Annotated in this window: 21 protein-coding genes; 15 read left to right on the top strand and 6 right to left on the bottom strand. The window is 33.2% G+C overall.

Annotated features, from left to right (window positions below):
* Positions 1-14: 14 nt before the first annotated feature.
* The 5 genes from C8C87_RS12845 (at position 15) to C8C87_RS12825 (ending at position 2,642) form a co-directional block, all read left to right on the top strand.
* Positions 15-365, top strand: a complete 351-nt coding sequence (locus tag C8C87_RS12845; RefSeq protein WP_099714321.1) for a cytochrome C oxidase subunit IV family protein — start codon at positions 15-17, stop codon at positions 363-365.
* A 75-nt stretch (positions 366-440) separates the two neighbouring features.
* Positions 441-1,082, top strand: coding sequence for a hypothetical protein (locus tag C8C87_RS12840; RefSeq protein ID WP_121342860.1), 642 nt, complete (start codon positions 441-443; stop codon positions 1,080-1,082).
* 6 nt (positions 1,083-1,088) lie between these two features.
* Positions 1,089-1,775, top strand: a complete 687-nt coding sequence (locus tag C8C87_RS12835) for an SCO family protein (protein WP_121342859.1) — start codon at positions 1,089-1,091, stop codon at positions 1,773-1,775.
* A 2-nt stretch (positions 1,776-1,777) separates the two neighbouring features.
* Positions 1,778-2,362 carry a DUF420 domain-containing protein gene (locus C8C87_RS12830; protein WP_099714324.1) on the top strand — a complete coding sequence of 195 codons (585 nt, stop codon included), beginning with the start codon at positions 1,778-1,780 and terminating at the stop codon, positions 2,360-2,362.
* Complete coding sequence (locus C8C87_RS12825; RefSeq protein WP_121342858.1) at positions 2,352-2,642, top strand: hypothetical protein; 291 nt, start codon at positions 2,352-2,354, stop codon at positions 2,640-2,642. The genes C8C87_RS12830 and C8C87_RS12825 overlap by 11 nt, the downstream gene beginning before the upstream one ends.
* Positions 2,643-2,739: 97 nt before the next feature.
* Here C8C87_RS12825 and C8C87_RS12820 read toward each other — a convergent pair whose 3' ends face one another.
* Positions 2,740-4,149 (bottom strand): DUF4403 family protein, encoded by a 1,410-nt coding sequence (locus C8C87_RS12820; protein ID WP_121342857.1) that lies wholly within the window; start codon positions 4,147-4,149, stop codon positions 2,740-2,742.
* A gap of 173 nt (positions 4,150-4,322) precedes the next feature.
* On the opposite strand from C8C87_RS12820, the gene C8C87_RS12815 reads away from it, so the two are divergent.
* The 7 genes from C8C87_RS12815 (at position 4,323) to tsaB (ending at position 12,203) form a co-directional block, all read left to right on the top strand.
* Complete coding sequence (locus C8C87_RS12815) at positions 4,323-5,024, top strand: ABC transporter ATP-binding protein (RefSeq protein ID WP_099714327.1); 702 nt, start codon at positions 4,323-4,325, stop codon at positions 5,022-5,024.
* Positions 5,017-6,261, top strand: coding sequence for an ABC transporter permease (locus C8C87_RS12810; RefSeq protein WP_099714328.1), 1,245 nt, complete (start codon positions 5,017-5,019; stop codon positions 6,259-6,261). The genes C8C87_RS12815 and C8C87_RS12810 overlap by 8 nt, the downstream gene beginning before the upstream one ends.
* Before the next feature lie 2 nt (positions 6,262-6,263).
* Positions 6,264-7,529 carry an ABC transporter permease gene (locus C8C87_RS12805; RefSeq protein ID WP_099714329.1) on the top strand — a complete coding sequence of 422 codons (1,266 nt, stop codon included), beginning with the start codon at positions 6,264-6,266 and terminating at the stop codon, positions 7,527-7,529.
* 42 nt (positions 7,530-7,571) lie between these two features.
* Positions 7,572-8,687, top strand: a complete 1,116-nt coding sequence (locus C8C87_RS12800) for an efflux RND transporter periplasmic adaptor subunit (protein WP_099714330.1) — start codon at positions 7,572-7,574, stop codon at positions 8,685-8,687.
* Positions 8,688-8,769: 82 nt separating this feature from the next.
* On the top strand, positions 8,770-10,140 hold the full coding sequence (locus C8C87_RS12795) for a TolC family protein (protein ID WP_099714331.1): 1,371 nt from the start codon (positions 8,770-8,772) through the stop codon (positions 10,138-10,140).
* Positions 10,141-10,146: 6 nt separating this feature from the next.
* Positions 10,147-11,451: an efflux RND transporter periplasmic adaptor subunit gene (locus C8C87_RS12790; protein WP_099714332.1), complete on the top strand. Its 1,305-nt coding sequence runs from the start codon at positions 10,147-10,149 to the stop codon at positions 11,449-11,451.
* A gap of 83 nt (positions 11,452-11,534) precedes the next feature.
* Positions 11,535-12,203 carry a tRNA (adenosine(37)-N6)-threonylcarbamoyltransferase complex dimerization subunit type 1 TsaB gene (tsaB, locus tag C8C87_RS12785; RefSeq protein WP_121342856.1) on the top strand — a complete coding sequence of 223 codons (669 nt, stop codon included), beginning with the start codon at positions 11,535-11,537 and terminating at the stop codon, positions 12,201-12,203.
* Between the two features lie 10 nt (positions 12,204-12,213).
* Here tsaB and C8C87_RS12780 read toward each other — a convergent pair whose 3' ends face one another.
* The 4 genes from C8C87_RS12780 to C8C87_RS12765 form a co-directional block, all read right to left on the bottom strand.
* Positions 12,214-13,041 carry a mechanosensitive ion channel family protein gene (locus C8C87_RS12780; RefSeq protein WP_121342855.1) on the bottom strand — a complete coding sequence of 276 codons (828 nt, stop codon included), beginning with the start codon at positions 13,039-13,041 and terminating at the stop codon, positions 12,214-12,216.
* Positions 13,042-13,122: 81 nt separating this feature from the next.
* Complete coding sequence (locus C8C87_RS12775) at positions 13,123-13,632, bottom strand: YtxH domain-containing protein (RefSeq protein ID WP_199716385.1); 510 nt, start codon at positions 13,630-13,632, stop codon at positions 13,123-13,125.
* A 320-nt stretch (positions 13,633-13,952) separates the two neighbouring features.
* A complete protein-coding gene (locus C8C87_RS12770; RefSeq protein ID WP_099714335.1) occupies positions 13,953-14,153 on the bottom strand; it encodes a dodecin family protein in 201 nt (66 codons plus the stop codon).
* A gap of 121 nt (positions 14,154-14,274) precedes the next feature.
* The gene (locus C8C87_RS12765; protein WP_099714336.1) at positions 14,275-15,174 is read right to left on the bottom strand and encodes a NifU family protein; all 900 of its coding nucleotides are present in this window, start codon (positions 15,172-15,174) and stop codon (positions 14,275-14,277) included.
* Between the two features lie 169 nt (positions 15,175-15,343).
* Here C8C87_RS12765 and C8C87_RS12760 point away from each other — a divergent pair, with 169 nt between their 5' ends.
* The 3 genes from C8C87_RS12760 to C8C87_RS12750 are packed head-to-tail and all read left to right on the top strand — an operon-like array spanning position 15,344 to position 17,208.
* Complete coding sequence (locus C8C87_RS12760; RefSeq protein WP_121342854.1) at positions 15,344-16,342, top strand: type IX secretion system membrane protein PorP/SprF; 999 nt, start codon at positions 15,344-15,346, stop codon at positions 16,340-16,342.
* 16 nt (positions 16,343-16,358) lie between these two features.
* Positions 16,359-16,877: a gamma carbonic anhydrase family protein gene (locus C8C87_RS12755; protein WP_099714338.1), complete on the top strand. Its 519-nt coding sequence runs from the start codon at positions 16,359-16,361 to the stop codon at positions 16,875-16,877.
* Between the two features lie 28 nt (positions 16,878-16,905).
* Positions 16,906-17,208 carry a hypothetical protein gene (locus C8C87_RS12750; RefSeq protein ID WP_121342853.1) on the top strand — a complete coding sequence of 101 codons (303 nt, stop codon included), beginning with the start codon at positions 16,906-16,908 and terminating at the stop codon, positions 17,206-17,208.
* Positions 17,209-17,231: 23 nt separating this feature from the next.
* Here C8C87_RS12750 and C8C87_RS12745 read toward each other — a convergent pair whose 3' ends face one another.
* Positions 17,232-17,945, bottom strand: a complete 714-nt coding sequence (locus tag C8C87_RS12745) for a LytTR family DNA-binding domain-containing protein (RefSeq protein ID WP_099714340.1) — start codon at positions 17,943-17,945, stop codon at positions 17,232-17,234.
* Positions 17,946-17,975 lie beyond the last annotated feature (30 nt).

Raw genomic sequence — 17,975 nt, 5'->3', positions numbered from 1 at the left:
AAAAAGTAATTATCATGTCACACGAACACGTATCTAATATAGGTAGAATCTGGAAAGTTTTCGGAATATTATCTGCCGTTACTATTGTTGAAGTTTATTTGGGTATTTTAAAACCAGATTTTCTTTTCATGAATGATTTTTTAAGTATGAACTTACTTAATTGGATATTCTATGCTCTTACTATTTTTAAAGCCTATTACATTGTATATGCATTTATGCACATGGAAGGTGAAAAAAGTTCTTTAAGAAGTGCAGTTGTTTTTCCAGTAATTTTTCTGATATTATATTTACTCTTCATTCTTTTGACAGAAGGGGATTATATTTATGAGGTTTTTAAGAATTCTACCATTAAATGGAATTTTTAACAAGATATTAATTCAAAAAGAGGGTACGCATTGCGTACCTTTTTTTATTTTTGTACTTTAATAAGTATCATTACAATGAAAAAAAATATTGTCCTTTTCGTTCTTTTTATTTTACCTATAGTTGCCTACCTTTTTTTTGCTTCAGGTGTCAACGGATTTACTAAATTACCAACAATAACTCCTAATACTGCTGATTTAGGGAATTGGCAATCTTTAGACGGTCAAAAAGTTAGTTTGAATGGCAAAGTAACTATTCTCGGTTTTATGGGTACTGAGCTTTTAAAAAACAGAGGAAATCTTTTCAATTTAAATCAAAAAATTTATCAAAGGTATCATGAGTTCAAAGATGTTCAGTTTGTGATGATTTGTCCAACCGGAACTGAAAAAGATGCTAAAAAAGTGGTCGATGCTTTGGGCGCTTTTACTGATGTTGTCCAGTGGCGATTTGTATTCGCACCTACGGAAGAAATTAACGCCTATTATTCCCAATTAAAATTAGTGGAGAAATTAGATGAGAATTCTGGTACGCCAAAAGTTTACATTATTGATAAAAAACGAAATCTTCGCGGTCGAAAGCTTGTGAAAGATGCTAAAGAAGGATATAATACATTTCACCCGGCGGAGTTAAGTAACGAAATGCTGGATGATTTTAAAGTCATTCTTTATGAATATCGTGCAGCCCTTAAAAAGAACAATAACGCCACCAGAAAAATTTAATATTTTATGTTCAAAAATAAATCATACATAGGAATCTCTTTTATTATTTTGATTTTTGGGATTTATGCAGTTCCAAAAATAGTAGAGAGAATTAAAAACGATAAAGTGGTTCAAGGGGATAGACTAGACAGTGTTAATCCAGTAACTGCAGAAGAAGGGCAGTTAATTAAAATAGGTCCTGCACCTAAATTCGAATTAATAAATCAAGACAATAAGAAAATTACTAATGAAACGTACAAAGGGAAAGTGTATGTTTTAGAATTTTTCTTTTCCACCTGTCCAACGATTTGTCCAAAAATGAATGAAAGCATGTTGGTCTTGGAAAAGAGTTTTTTTGGGAATCCTAATTTTGGAATTGTTTCTATTACTATTGATCCAGAACATGACACGCCACAAGTATTAAAAGAACATGCGAATCTTTTAGGAGTAAAATCTTCTAATTGGAATTTTTTAACTGGAGACAAAGCCTATATTTTTAATTTAGCCAATAAAGGGTTTAATCTTTATGCTGGTGAAAACAAAAAAGTTGCCGGTGGTTTCGAGCATTCAGGATTGTTTGCATTGATTGATAAAAACGGGAATATCCGTTGTAGAAATGATGATTTTGGAAATCCAATTTTATATTATGATGGTTTGGATAAAAAAGGAGTAAGAAACATTCAACAAGATATTAATATTTTATTAGAAGAATAATAATGGAAAATAATTCGTTAGAGCAGAGATTCAGTAAGTTCATTATTGCAGTTTCAATTTTAATACCCGTTGTGGTTGCCATACTTTTTGGGGTTAAACTAAAAGATTTTGGATATAATGTAGAGCCACTTTCATTTTTGCCACCAATCTATGCAACTACCAACGGAATCACGGCTATTATTTTAATCGCGGCTGTTGTAGCCATTAAAAACGGAAAAAGAAAACTTCATGAAAGATTGATGACGAGTGCAATTGCCTTGTCTGTTGCTTTTCTAGTGATGTATGTAGCATATCATATGACTTCTGATTCTGCTGTATTCGGAGATTTAAATCATAACCGTTTATTGGAAGATTCTGAAAAATTAAGTATCGGATCTTTGAGAATAGTTTATTTGCTAATTTTAATTACGCACATTGTTTTGTCAATTGCTATTATTCCGATGGTTTTAATAACGTATGTTAGAGCATTGGCAGAAAATTTTGATAAGCATAAAAAAATCTCCAAAATTACTTTTCCAATCTGGTTGTATGTTGCCGTAACTGGAGTAGTTGTTTATTTAATGATTTCACCGTATTATGTATACTAACGATTTAAGTAATAAAAGTAAAGTGGTTAAAGCTTCTGGAAAAGTAAAAAGAAATGGTAAATCGTACCTTTTTTCTTTATTGTTAATTCTTGTTTTTAATCTCTTTTCGCTATCAGCAAATGCGCAATGTGCCATGTGTCGCGCCGCCTTGACCAGTAAAGAAAATACAACTAAAGCAGCGGCGGTAAATGACGGGATTGTTTATTTAATGGTAATTCCTTATCTTCTTGTTGCAGGAATTGGTTATGCTATTTATCGAATGAAAAAGAAAAAATCCTAAAAATTTCAATAGAAATATCAAAAGTCAATCTGAAAACAGTGTATTTCAGTTTAAAGGATACGGTTTATTCATTACTAAAAACTGACCACTGATCAATCTATTTCAATCCATCTACGGAAACATTTACGGTTCCTTTTACTTTTATAAAAGCAATAATAGCTTGGTTTGTCAATTGGATTTTCTGAAATTGAATCTCTTCCATTTTTCCATTTACAAAAACACCTTGCATGGGAGAGTAGTTTTTTAAATAAGTCATCATGCTTTTTTGACCTTCTTCAAGATTTGGTTTTATGGAGTAGCGACAACTTTGCTCTATTTTTCTTAAAATTAATCCTTGCGCTAACCAATTAGCAGTTCGCATTAATTTATTTTTTGTGTCCAAAGCATAATCCAATTGATCAAAATATACTTCTTTGGTTTTGTCGTTATATTGTGGAAAACCGGCTAAATAGATGGTTCCGTTTACAGAACCCAATACATCTAAAGCGATTATCATTTTTCCGTTTTTGTGCCAAATGGCAACATTCTGAACTTTTACTTTCTTGGATCCTGAACCAAATTCTTGTCCGGCAAAATTCTTGGTCATTAGTTTTGATGCTTCCAGATAAGTAGAAACAGCAACAATGTTTGCCGTTATTTCCTGAGGGATTTTAGATACCGGTTTTAAAACAATTTTACTGGCATTAAATTTAGATTCCGGTTGCTTTCCTATTAATGTTTCCATGTTGCATTTCATTCCCATTTCCAATACAAAAGTGTCATTTTTGAGTTTGGCATTGGTAGAATAAATTTCAATAGGAACAATTCGAAGCCAACTTTCATACGCATCGCTCATTTGAAAAGGAACACAAATTTTCTCTAAAGCAGCCAAAACATTTGGTTTGAAATCCATTGATTTTGCAATAGCATCATCAATTTTCTTTTCTATTTTTGATTTGAAAAGCTTTATTCCGGGATTGATAAGATAGGTTACAGGAACATTTTTTCCAAAAACGGTCATTGTCGGACTTTCATTCCAATCCAATGATTTTAATTCCGTTTTAGTATTCATTTTCCAATTGGACAAACCTACATCACTCAGTAAAGTTACTACGCCATCAAGATTAAATTCTTTAGTGTTGTATAATTCAACGCCCATTTTCTTTGTTCCAATCCTATATTTTACGATAGCTTTCAATGGTAAAACTGTTCTAATTTTTTGACCATTGGCTCCGTTATCATTTTTGATTATGATTGGAGCTAGCTTCCAAATCTTCATTTCAATATCATCATCTTCAATATTGTTGTCTTCATAAATTAACCCATTCAGGAGTGAGTTAGTTTGATTTTCGATATCCTTCAATTTTACGCTGATGGGCAAATTGATAAAGGATGGAGTGTTCTCGTAAACCAAAGGTGTGGCATCGTCCGGTTCTGGTTTTAAAGTAGCTATTTTATTAGTTGTTGAACAGCTTGTTATCAGTACGATAGACAGGATTATAAGTAGAGCTGAAAAGTATTTATGCATTTTATTTTAGTTTGATGAGGCAAAATTAGCAAAACAATTCTTTTTTAGGATTAATGTGTAACATTTTCACAACAATTAAGTCTTATGATTAAATTCCTGATAAAGGTATTAACGTTTTCTTATTACAATTTCTTTTAGATAAGAATTAATATTGTTTTAAAATTAACATAATTATGATTGAAATTAAAGATTTGCATAAATCCTATAAAATGGGAAATTCCGAATTACATGTATTAAAAGGAATTAATTTCAATATTAAAGAAGGGGAATTAGTGGCTATTATGGGGTCTTCCGGTTCAGGAAAATCTACACTACTTAATATTCTTGGGATTCTTGACGAAGCGGATTCAGGGAATTATATTTTGGATAGTGTGCCTATTAAAAATCTCAACGAAACAATTGCTTCAAGATATAGAAATAAGTTTTTAGGTTTTGTTTTTCAATCTTTCAATTTGATTAATTATAAAAGTGCTTTGGATAATGTGGCGATGCCATTGTATTATCAAGGTATAAAAAGAAAAGAACGCAATGAAATTGCCATGAATTTTCTGGAAAAAGTAGGTTTGTCTTCGCATTCTCATCACTTGCCAAATGAACTTTCCGGTGGGCAAAAACAACGTGTTGCCATTGCAAGAGCATTAGCATCAAATCCGAAAGTATTATTGGCCGATGAGCCTACGGGAGCTTTGGATACCAAAACATCTTATGAGGTTATGGAGTTGATACAAGGGATTAATGACGAGGGAAAAACCATTTTGATTGTAACGCACGAGCCTGATATTGCTGCCATGTGCAAAAGAAATGTAGTTTTAAAAGATGGCTTAATCATCGATGATAAATTAGTAGAACAAGTAAGAGCATCAGCTTATGTTTAATGTAGAACGCTGGCAGGAAATTTTTGAGGCAATTGCCAAGAACAAACTGAGAACGTTTCTCACGGGAATTTCTGTGGCTTCTGGAATTTTTATATTAGTCATTCTTTTGGGTGCGGGCAAGGGACTTCAAAACGGAATTGAAAAACAGTTTGAACGTGATGCCGATGGATTAATTTCTGTGTGGTCTGGAACGACAACAAAAGGCTATAAAGGGTTAAATCCGGGTAGGCAAATTCAATTCAGAAATAGTGACTATGCTATTTCAGTTCAGAAATTCGGAGATCAATTAAACATAAAATCTGCGAATTATATTTTCTGGAACGGGGTTATGACATATGGTAAAGAAACTGGAAATTACAGATTTATTGGGGTTTATCCCGATTATGTAAATGTTGAAAATGCAACTATTGTTCAAGGAAGATTTATCAATGAAAATGATTTAAAAAACAGCGAAAAAGTAACCGTTATTGGACAAAAAGTAAAGCTGGATTTATTTAAAGAAAAAAATCCTATTGGTGAACAACTTGTGATTAATAATATCACCTTCAAAGTGGTTGGTGTTTTTACTGATCCAGCTGGAGAAAGAGAGGAGTCCAGGGTATATTTGCCAATAACCACAACTCAGCAAGCCTTTGGCGTAGGTGATAAAATCAGTAATTTGGATTTTACGCTCACAAAAAAAGACACTTATGAGGAAGCTTTAGCGCAATCAACAAAATTTACGGAAGAGTTAGGACAATTATTGAGAAGTAAAAATATAATTGCACCGGATGATGAAAGTGCCATTGGGATTAATAATTCAATAAAAAATGCAAAACAGTTTTATGATTTAAATCTGTATATCCGATTGTTTTTTTGGTGGGTTGGAATTTGTACCATAATAGCTGGAGTTGTAGGAGTAAGTAATATTATGTTGATTATTGTAAAAGAAAGAACCAAAGAAATTGGTATTAGAAAAGCACTTGGAGCATCTCCGGTTTCTATTATTGGAATGATTTTGCACGAATCCATTTTTATTACGACAATAGCAGGATTTGTGGGGCTTTTATCAAGTTTATTATTGTTGGAATTAGTAGGTCCGCTTGTATCAAGCGATTATTTCTTGAATCCCGAAGTTGATTTTAGTATCGCTTTAACCACTTTGATATTATTAGTTGTAGCTGGCGCTTTAGCTGGATTTTTCCCTGCATACAGAGCCGCCAAAATAAAACCCATTGTAGCACTTAGAGACGAATAATTATGTTTGACAGAGATAAATGGAACGAGATTTTAGAAGCTTTAACTGCTAATACATTCAGGACGATTCTTACTGCGTTTGGTGTTTTTTGGGGGATATTTATTTTGGTAATATTACTCGCGGCAGGAAACGGATTAGAAAATGGCGTTAAAAAAGGGTTTGACGGAATTGCCACCAATACCATGTTTATGTGGTCACAAACTACTTCAAAACCGTTCAAAGGATTGCCTGCAACCAGACAATTTGACTTTAAAAACGTCGATGTTACTGCTTTGAAAGAGAATTTTCCAGATTTATTATACGTTTCACCCAGAAATCAATTGGGTGGTTTTGAAGGAGCAAATAATGTAGTCAGAGGAACAAAAACGGCAGCTTATACTATTTATGGGGATTACCCAGAGTTGATTAAGCAAGAATCGATGGATATTATAAAAGGACGTTTCGTAAATCAACAAGATATTGTATTGAAGCGTAAAGTTGCGGTTATTGGTCAGGGTGTAATAAGCGAAATGTATGAAAAAGCAGAAGAGGTTATTGGAACTTATATCAAGATTAACGGAGTGAATTTTATGGTTGTGGGTGTTTATAACTCAAAATCCAGAAATAATGGTGATGCTGAATCCGCTCAAAAAAATATTTTCATGCCATTTACTACCTTTCAACAAGCGTTTAATTATGGTGATACAGTAGGATGGATGGCGCTTACAGCTAATGATGATGCTTCAATTACGGAGTTAAAACCTAAAATTTTAGACTTTATGAAATCCAGACATTCGATACATCCTCAAGATGACAGGGCGATTGGGAATTTTGATTTGTTTCAGGAGTTCAGTAAAATACAAGGCTTGTTTCTTATTCTAAGATTCATTGCTTATTTTGTAGGGACATTGGTATTGCTTTCGGGCGTAATTGGTATTTCTAATATCATGTTGATTGTTGTCAAAGAGCGTACCAAAGAAATAGGAATTCGAAGAGCATTAGGTGCAACACCGGGTGCGATTCGTTCCCAAATATTATCAGAAGCTATTTTTCTGACTATCATAGCAGGAATGTTTGGAATTGCATTGGCCACAGGATTATTAGCAGTTTTAAATATGGTTTTAGAGTCGATGCCAAGTGAAGGAATGATGTTCGCGAATCCAAGTGTAGATTTGACAGTTGTATTTATTGCTTTGTTCATACTCATTGGTTCAGGTTTATTGGCAGGATTAATTCCGGCTCAAACTGCCATAAATGTAAAACCAGTAGACGCATTAAGAACAGAATAAAGTATCAATCAAAAATTATTTAATCGATTAAACATAAGCAAAATGAAAAAAGGATTAACCATAACTATTTTAATTACAATCGCACTAGTGTTCTTTGGTGCTTTGTATTATTTGTATGCCAAGAATCAGGAATCTCCAATTGTTTTTGAAACCGATAAGGCAGAAATAAAAACGATAGTAAAAAATACCATTGCAACCGGTAATATTGTTCCAGATGAAGAGGTGCTTATCAAACCTAATATTTCAGGTATTATTGAGGCGGTTTATATTAAGGCCGGTGAAAATATCAAAGCGGGTGATTTAATTGCAAAAATTAAAGTTGTTGCCAATGTGTCTAACTTGAGTAATTCTCAAAATCAGGTTCAAACCTCCAAAATTGCTTTAGACAATCAGGAGAAAGTGTTTTTGAGACAAAAAACGTTGTTTGACAAAGGCGTTATTTCGGCAAATGATTTTGATGCGGCACAATTAGCGTATAAACAAGCCAAGCAGAATTATAGCGCATCTCGACAAGGATATGATATTGTAAAAACAGGAACAACTTCTGGATTGGGAAGCTATGCCAATACTTTGATTCGTTCTACAGTAAACGGAATGGTGCTGGATGTTCCGGTAAAAGTAGGAAACCAAGTGATTGAAAGTAATAATTTCAATGAAGGAACAACAATAGCAAGTGTTGCCGATGTTGGGCGTATGATATTCGTTGGAAAAATTGACGAATCAGAAGTAGGTAAAATAAAAGAAAAATTACCAATCGAAATTACTGTTGGTGCCATAGAAAACAAAAAATTTGATGCGGTTCTGCAATATATTGCCCCAAAAGGTAAAACAGAAAATGGAGCAATTCAATTCGAAATAAAAGCATCTTTGACCAATAGAGACGATACTTTTATCAGAGCAGGTTTAAGCGCAAATGCCTCGATTATTTTGGAAAAAGCGGATAAAGTTTTAGCAATAAAAGAATCATTGATTCAATTTGATAAAAAAACACAAAAACCATATGTAGAGATTGAAACCGGAGTGCAAAAATTCACAAGAAAAGATTTAGTCTTGGGTGTCAGTGATGGGATTTATGTCGAAATCAAAAGCGGAATTAAAGCTTCGGATAAAATAAAAGTATGGAATCAAGGTCTAAAAAATGAAGAAGTTAAGCCTTAAAAATACACTCAAAAAAGAATTTTAGTTTTTAAAAAAATGTTAAATATGTGTAGTACCTTTGCTACACTTTCATTCAAAATATATGAAAAAAAATAGTTGTATCAGTTTCGTTTTTATCGTGCTGTTTGGTTTGTCCGTTCAGGGACAATCCAAAAAATGGACTCTGGAAGAATGCGTAAAATATGCCATACAAAATAATATCTCCATCAAACAATCCGAGTTAGATACTAAAACGGCGGCCATTGATAAAAAAGGAGCGATTGGAAATTTCCTTCCGTCATTGAACGCGAGTGCTTCTCATTCCTGGAATATTGGTTTGAATCAGGATATTACAACAGGACTTTTGCGTAATCAAACGACTCAGTTTACGTCTGCTGGAGCAAATGTGGGAGTGGATATTTATAAAGGTTTACAAAACCAAAACACATTGCGTAAAGCCAATCTTTCGATTGTGGCGGCGAAGTATCAGTTGCTTAAAATGCAGGAGGATGTTGCATTGAATGTTGCCAATGCTTTTTTACAGGTGCTTTTTAATAAAGAAAATTTAAAAGTGCAAAAAGAACAATTGGGGATTAATGAAAAGCAATATGCACGTTCAGAAGAATTAGTTAAAGCGGGATCTATTCCACGTGGCGATTTATTGGACATAAAAGCTACTGTAGCATCAAACAACCAAAATGTTATTGCTGCTGACAATGCGTTATTGATTTCAAAATTAAGTTTGGCGCAATTATTACAGTTGAAAGACTTTGAAAATTTTGATGTTGTTGATGACACCGATGTTAAAGATGAAAATAATATTATGGCACAATCTCCAGCGGCCATTTATGATAAAGCTAAAGAAGGCAGAACAGAATTGAAAATTGCCAGAACTAATTTAGAGATTGCACAAAAAAATGTAGAAATTGCCAAAGGAGCTTTTCAGCCTACTTTACAAGGGTTTTACAGTTTTAACAGTAGGGTTTCGTATGCAGATGTTCCTGCATTTGACAGTATGGGAAATATAATTGGAACGAAAAGTCCAGCACCATTTTTTGATCAATTCAGTGATAATAAAGGACAATCTTTTGGAGCTCAGTTATCAATTCCTATCTTTAATGGATTTTCGGCAAAAAATAATGTGGAGCGTTCTAAAGTAAGTTTAGAAAGATCAAAAATTGCTGTTGAGCAACAAGATTTAGATTTACAAAGAAATGTTTTCACGGCATTTGCTGATGCAAAAGGCGCTTTGAATGCTTACGAATCTTCGGTTGTAGCACTTGAATCGAGACAAGGAGCGTATGATTATGCCAAAGAAAAATATGCAGTAGGTTTGATGAATTCTTTTGATTTTAATCAATCTCAAACCTTACTTACAAATGCACAATCAGATGTTCTTAGAACGAAATACGATTATATTTTTAAAATTAAAATATTAGAATTCTATTTTGGAATTCCACTTATCAAAAACTAATTTATCATGTCAAAGAAAACAATTTATATCCTAATAGGTGGAGCAATAGTACTTATCGCTGCGTTGATAGCACTTTCAAAATCTGGAGTTATCGGAAATAAGGACAAAGGAACTGAAGTTGAAATCGCCCAAGTTATCCCAACAACTATTGTTGAAACGGTTTCGGCAACAGGGAAAATTCAACCAGAAATTGAGGTTAAAATTTCATCTGAGGTATCAGGGGAGATTATTTCTTTAAACGTAAAAGAAGGGCAAGTTGTAAAGAAAGGGGACTTATTGGTCAAAATAAATCCAGATTTGTATACTTCGGGTTACAATCGTTCGGTTTCAAATTTATCAGGAACCAGAGCAAATTTGAGTCAGGCCGATGCTTCGTTCAAGGAATCTAAATCAAGTTACGACCGAAATAAAACATTATTCGATAAAGGAATTATTTCAAAGTCGGATTGGGATAAAGCTGTTGCCTCTTATGAAGTGGCTAAAGCTGCAAAGCAAACGGCTTATTTTAATGTTCAAAGTGCTTCCGCAACTGTAAACGAAGCGAAAGACAATTTAGGACGTACTACAATCTATGCACCGGCAGATGGAACAATTTCGATGCTAAACGTAGAATTAGGAGAGCGTGTTTTAGGTACACAACAAATGACTGGAACGGAGATTTTGAGAGTGGCCAACTTGAATAATATGGAGGTTGAAGTAGATGTCAATGAAAATGATATTGTGAAAATAAAAGTAGGTGATGATGCTAATGTTGAAGTTGATGCGTATCTAAAAAAACAATTTAAAGGTGTCGTAACTAGTATTTCTAATTCAGCGAGTTCCGCTTTGACAGCAGATCAGGTTACTAATTTTAAAGTTAAAGTAAGAATCCTTAAAGAATCGTATCAAGATTTATTAGAAGGAAAACCGGATACGTATTCTCCTTTTAGACCAGGAATGACGGCAACTGTTGATATCATTACAGAAACAAAAACGAATGTATTGTCAGTGCCAATTAGTTCTGTTGTGGTAAAATCAGATACGACAGCTGTAAAAGAAATTAAAGTCGAAGATCCTAATGAAGAGCAAAAAGGAGCTGCGCCAAAAAGTGATAAGAAATTTGAATGCGTATTTGTAAAAGTGGGTGATAAAGCTAAAATTAGAATTATCAAAACCGGAATTCAAGACGATACAAATATTGAGGTTTTAACAGGTCTTAAAAAAGGAGATGTTGTTATAACCGGACCTTACAGCACCGTTTCTAAGGACTTAAATTCTGGAGATAAGGTAACGCTAAAAACGGATAAGGATAAAGCAGAAAGCAAGAAATAAAATAATACACTAATATTTTAAAAATCACAATCATGGAATATATTTCATGATTGTGATTTTCAAGTTAAAATAAAATCTGAAAATTGGAATACATTCTCAACATCGAAACCGCTACAAAAAACTGTTCTGTTGCTCTTGCAAAAGGCGGAAAAACTATTGTATGCAAAGAAATTGCCGAAGAAGGATATTCTCATGCAGAACGCCTTCATGTTTTTATTGAAGAAGTTATAAAGGAGGCGGGAATTACGCTCAATGATTTATCAGCCATCGCAGTGAGTCAAGGTCCAGGTTCTTATACCGGATTGAGAATAGGAGTTTCAGCAGCCAAAGGACTTTGTTACGCACTGGATATTCCATTAATTGCGGTAGATACTTTACAGGCTTTGGCGTCACAAGTGACTATTTCCAGCGGATTGATTATCCCTATGATTGATGCTCGAAGAATGGAAGTGTATAGCGCTGTTTTTGCTCCAAATTACGAGCGAAAAAGAGAAGTTCTTGCCGAAATAATTACAGAGAATTCATTTGAGGATTTGGAGGAAACACTTTATTTTGTTGGTGATTGTGCTGAAAAATGCAAATCGGTTTTGACTAAAGAAAATTATATTTTCCTTGACGAAATTGTATATCCTTCTGCCAAAGAAATGAGTGCGATAAGTTTTGAAAAATTCAAAAAAAGCGACACTGTAGATGTCGCCTATTTTGAACCGTATTATTTGAAAGACTTTATGATTACCACTTCAAAGAAGTGATATATTTAGATTAAGAATTTTCCGGGGATGATTCTCTTACGTATGGCTGTATAACTATTCCGGCAGTATCAAATGCCAGTTTACAGCTTTCTAAAGTTTCAGAGAAAACGACACCATAATCTTCATTATTTGCCCATGGCCTCACCGCAAGCTGAATGGCATTGTCGGTTAAGTTTTTTACAGAAACTTCGGCAGCTGGAGTTTGAAGTACTTTTGGATTGTTTTTTAAAATAGCAGTAATTATCTCTTTCACTTTTTTAATATCCGTATCATAGGAAATAGCGATGGTCAAATCGGCTCTTCTGATTTTTTGCAAAGAATAATTGATAATGTTTCCATTTGACAAAGCTCCATTCGGCACAAAAATAGTTTGATTATTAGCTGTAATTAGTTTGGTTACAAATATTTGTATTTCACTCACGGTTCCAATTACTCCTTGTGCTTCAATGGTATCATGTACCTTGAAAGGTTTGAAGAGAATAATCAACATACCACCAGCAAAATTTGATAACGAACCTTGAAGTGATAAGCCTACTGCAAGTCCCATTGCACCTAAAATGGCAACAAATGACGAAGTTTCTATTCCTAGATTTGAAATGAAAGTCACAAACAAGAGTACTCTCAAAACCCAAAGTAAAATATCGGCAAGGAACTTTGTCAAAGTAGGATCTAAATCTCTTTTTATCATTAGTTTTCTAATGAATCTATTGATAAGCCGAATGGCGTAAAGACCAATAAATAAAATGACAAAGGCAGAAATAATTTTTGGCGAATAATCAACCAGTACAGTGATAAATGTATTGGCATAATCAGTTAACTGATTTGGATTTAAGTTCATTTTTTATCTAATAAAAAACCTTCCCAAAAGAGAAGGTTAAGTTTGAAGTGCAAAAATACAAATAAATTATTTTTTTATAAATTAATCTGCGTCTTCTTCTATTTTATTTATGGTTTCTTTAGCTTTTTCAGTGGCGTCTGCATCACCGTCATTTGCTAATTCACTTGCTTTTTCAGAAACAGTTTCGACAGCATCAGTAGCTATAGTTTTAGTTTCACTTGCTATTTCTTCTACTTTTTCTGTTGCTGTAGCCGTTTTTTCTTTTACGGATTCTACTACTTTCTCAGAATGTTCAGTGACAGTTTCTTTTGCATGACCAGCAAAATCTTCTACTTTATCTATAATTGGAGCTGCAGTTTCTTTTACTTTTTCAAATGTTTCTTCTACAAAAGTTTCGGCTTTTTCAAGGTAAGGAGTTGCAGTTTCTTTTGCTTTTTCAAATGTTTCTTCTGCAAATGTTTCTGCTTTTTCTAGGTATGGTGCAGCAGTTTCTTTTGCTTGCTCAAAAGTAGTTTCGGCTTTGTCAGCTAATTCGCTGGCAGTTTCTTTGGCTGAGCCAAATAAATTTTTAAAAAATGAAGATAGTCCCATGGTATTTTTATTTGATTAGTCTTACAATATTAAACAATTTTTTCTAGGATTACTTTATTAAACCATTAATAATTTGCTGGAAATCAGTATTTGGCATCTACTGTGTCCAGTTTTAGCAAACATAAAACAACGTTTGTGTATTTGGCGTACAAATAAAAAAGGAATACTTGATGTTTTTTGGTTCCAGCCAGTTCCATCCAGTTTGAAAATACAATGAATATCTGATGCTAGAAAGTATTGCAACAAATAACTGTAATAACCGCTAAAAATAAAAAAAGCGTTCGCCACGGCGAACGCTTAAATGAATCGGTCAAATTAATCTATTCGAGTTCGAAAGTTAATTTTAGGTTTACTCTATATTCTGTGATTTCACCTCCACTTACGGCTGCACTTTGGTCTTTAATGTACACAGAACGTATGTGGTTTATGGTTTTAGCTGCCTTAGCAACTCCTTTTCGAGCTGCATCTTCCCAACTTATATCTGAACTGGAAAGCACTTCAATTACTTTTAATACTGACATAATTTCTATTTGTTAAGTTAAAGATTAAATGTACCTATTTTATTTAAAATTTCAATTTAAAAAGGCAATTATTTTAATGTAACTATAACATTGTCAATTAAATATGTATTTTTTGTTTTATTTATGCGTTTACAGCTTCCACTTTAATTCCCTCGTCGTTCAGCATACTTTTCAGCATGTTTTCGATACCGCTTTTTAGAGTAAATGTTGATGACGGACAACCGCTGCAAGCTCCTTGAAGGATTACTTTTACGGTCTTGTCAGTTTCATTATACGAATCGAATGCAATATTTCCACCGTCAGCTTGTACGGCAGGTTTTACATATTCCTCTAATATGTTGATAATTTGTTGTGAAGTCACATCCAGATTGTCAAACTCTTTAGCTTTGGTATCTTCTTCAGCTGTTACTGCTTGAATGAAATTTTCATCTAGGACTGTTCCGCCATTTTCAATATATTGCTTGATGAAGCTTCTTAATTCCAATGTTATTTCCTGCCATTCATTGATTTCATATTTAGTTACCGAGATGTAGTTTTCATCAATGAAAATCTCTTTTACATAAGGAAATTTAAAAAGCTCTTTTGCTAATGGTGATGCACCTGTTTGATCGATGTTTTTGAATTCAATAGCATTCTTAGTCAGCATTTTACTCACAACGAACTTCAATGCTGCTGGATTTGGAGTGGTTTCTCCATAAACGGTCACAGGCTGTTTCTTGGTTTTGTTTTCGTCAATAGTAATGATTGTTCCGCCATTGTTTACAAATGTTTCCATTTGTTCCGCTACGGCATCCTTGACATCGTCCCATTCAACAATACTATATTTTTCGATTGCTATAAAATTTCCTGAGATGTAAATTGTTTTTACAAACGGAAGATAAAATAATTGTTGCGCTAGTGGAGACGTTTTAGCTTCATCAATGTTTTTGAATTCAAAACTTTCATTTTGAGTTATAAAATCTTGAAATTCAAACTTTAATATAGTTGGGTTTTGTGTTTCTTTTATGCTAACTTTGTTCATGACTTTTAAATTTTTACAAATTTAGTAAAGTTATTTTCTACGAATAACTATATTTGAGTTTTTAATGAATAAATTAACTTTAGTTTAATTTTTAGATAAGCTGTTTGTCCTTGTTTCCATAAAACTTTTATTGATTTAGAATTATTCATTCTTATTAAAAAGTAATTAAATGTATAATAAAATTAAATTTTTATCTGCTCTTTTTTTTATATCCTTTTATTCCTTTTCGCAGGAAGGAATCCCTGTTTATTCAGATTATCTTTCAGACAATTATTACTTAATTCATCCTTCAATGGCTGGTGCGTCAAATTGTGCCAAAATTAGGTTAACAGGTCGTAAGCAATGGTTTGATCAGCAAGACGCTCCAGAGCTTCAAACATTAAGTTTTAATGGAAGAGTAGGAGAAAAAGCAGGTGCCGGAATTATACTTTTTAATGATAAAAACGGATATCATTCTCAAAAAGGAGTTAAATTTACCTATGCCTATCATTTGATGTTTTCAAGAAATGAAATTGATTTGAACCAACTGTCTTTTGGAATCAGTGCAGGATTAATTCAAAGTCAATTAGACGAAACGGAGTTCATGCAATCTGGTGATTTTGATCCAATTATTGATGGAACTGTCGTGCAAAAAGATTCTTATTTTAATGTAGATATCGGAGCATCATACAACTACTTGGATTTTTACGCTCATGCTACGGTAAAAAATGCTATAGAAACCAGAAGAGATATTTACACTGAATATGAAAGTGATAATTTAAGAAAGTACTTGTTGAGTGCCGGTTATATATTTGGTGACAGAGATAAAATATTATGGGAACCTTCTATTTTATTCCAAATGGTAGACCAAACGAAAGAAAAATCCATTGATATTAACTTTAAAGCCTACAAGACGTTAGATTTTGGAAAGCTTTGGGGTGGATTATCCTATAGAAGAAGTTTTGATGGTGCAGAATATATGGATGGAAATTCTGTTTCGAAACAAAAGCTCCAATATATTACTCCAATAGTTGGTGTTAACTTTGACAAATTTATGTTTGCCTACACATACTCTCAATTAACGGGTGCGGTTAAATTCGATAATGGTGGTTATCACCAAATTACTTTAGGAATCGATTTGTTCTGCAAACCTGTAAAATACGATTGCAACTGCCCGGCAATTAATTAATATTTATCCTTTTTTCATGCTAATTAAATCTGTTAACGGTAAGTCACCTTCAATTCCTGAGGATTGTTATGTTGCCGAAAATGCCACCATTGTAGGCGATGTTTCTTTTGGAGAAAATTGTAGCGTTTGGTTTAACGCCGTAATTAGAGGAGATGTAAATTTTATCAAAATTGGCAATAAAGTAAACATACAAGATGGTGCAGTTATTCATTGTACCTATAAAAAACACCCAACAATTATAGGGAATAATGTTTCCATTGGTCATAATGCCATTGTGCACGGTTGTACAGTTCACGATAATGTGCTTATAGGAATGGGAGCAATTGTTATGGATAATTGTGTAATCGAAAGCAATTCTATTGTGGCTGCCGGTGCGGTTATTACCCAAAATACAGTTGTAGCTTCGGGTACAATCTGGGCAGGAGTTCCTGCTAAAAAAGTGAAAGATATTGACCAATCTGATTTTGCTGGCGAAATCGAACGCATTTCGAATAATTATGTGATGTATTCCAGTTGGTTTAAAGACGAAGAGTAATCTATTTCACTTTTCAATAATTAAAAGAATGGGCAAGAAAAAAGACAAAGCTTCACACATATTAAATACTTCGGCAACGCTACTTGGAATTTGTTTTATAGTTCTTACCTCAATCCATTTAAATGATATTAAAGAAACTACTATAGTTGATCAACTCATTGCAGTATCCATTGTTATGTTTATGATCAGTAGTATTCTTTCTTTTTTATCGATGCGAAATACTAAAAAGCCTAGTGAGAAAATGGAAAAGACTGCAGATATAATTTTTCTGACAGGGCTTTTCTCTTTGCTTATTATCACAATGTTGATTACCCTGAATATTATTAAATAATGGTTTCTAATGAATTTAAGAAACTATAAATTAATTTTCTCAAAGAAAGAGTTCTTGTAGCTTTCACTAATCGGGATTCTTTTTTCGGCAATGAGTACTTTATTTTTCTGGATTGATTTCACGTGTTTTATATTGATGATATACGATCTGTGAATCCTCGCAAATCCTTTGGATGAAAGCAAATTCTCCAGTTTTATAAGGCTGATTAATGTTAGCGTAAACTTATTGTCAGTGGTGTATATTTTGACATAATCTTTCAATCCTTCGATAAATAAAATATCCGAAAAATTCAATTTTACATTTTCATATTCAGCTCTTACAAACATAAAATCCTGTTCGATTTCTGGGGTAGAAATGGGATTGTTATTTGCAGGTAAAATTTGTGGATTGAAAATTTGTTGTGCCCGTAAAACGGATTTTAAAAACCGATGAAACGGAATGGGTTTTACTAAATAATCGACTGCGCCAAGATTAAATCCTTCAACCGCATAATTAGAATACGCTGTCGTAAATATGATTAACGGCTTTTTTTCTATGGCATTAATAAAATCAATTCCTGAAAAATGAGGCATTTCTATGTCTAAAAAAATCAAATCAACATTAGACTGATTGATTATCGAAATGGCATCAATGGCGTTTGTAAATGTGTTTACCAGTTCAAGAGAATCTACTTTGCTCACAAATTCTTTAAGCAAATCAACCGCTAATGGTTCGTCATCTATAATTACACATTTCATCTTTTCTGTTTTTTATTTAAAATTTGGAAC

It is taken from the genome of Flavobacterium sp. 120 (assembly GCF_003633605.1).
Classification (GTDB): Bacteria; Bacteroidota; Bacteroidia; order Flavobacteriales; family Flavobacteriaceae; genus Flavobacterium; species Flavobacterium algoritolerans.
The sequence above is the reverse complement of the archived record's forward strand: the minus strand, read 5'-3'. Positions and strand labels throughout refer to the sequence as shown.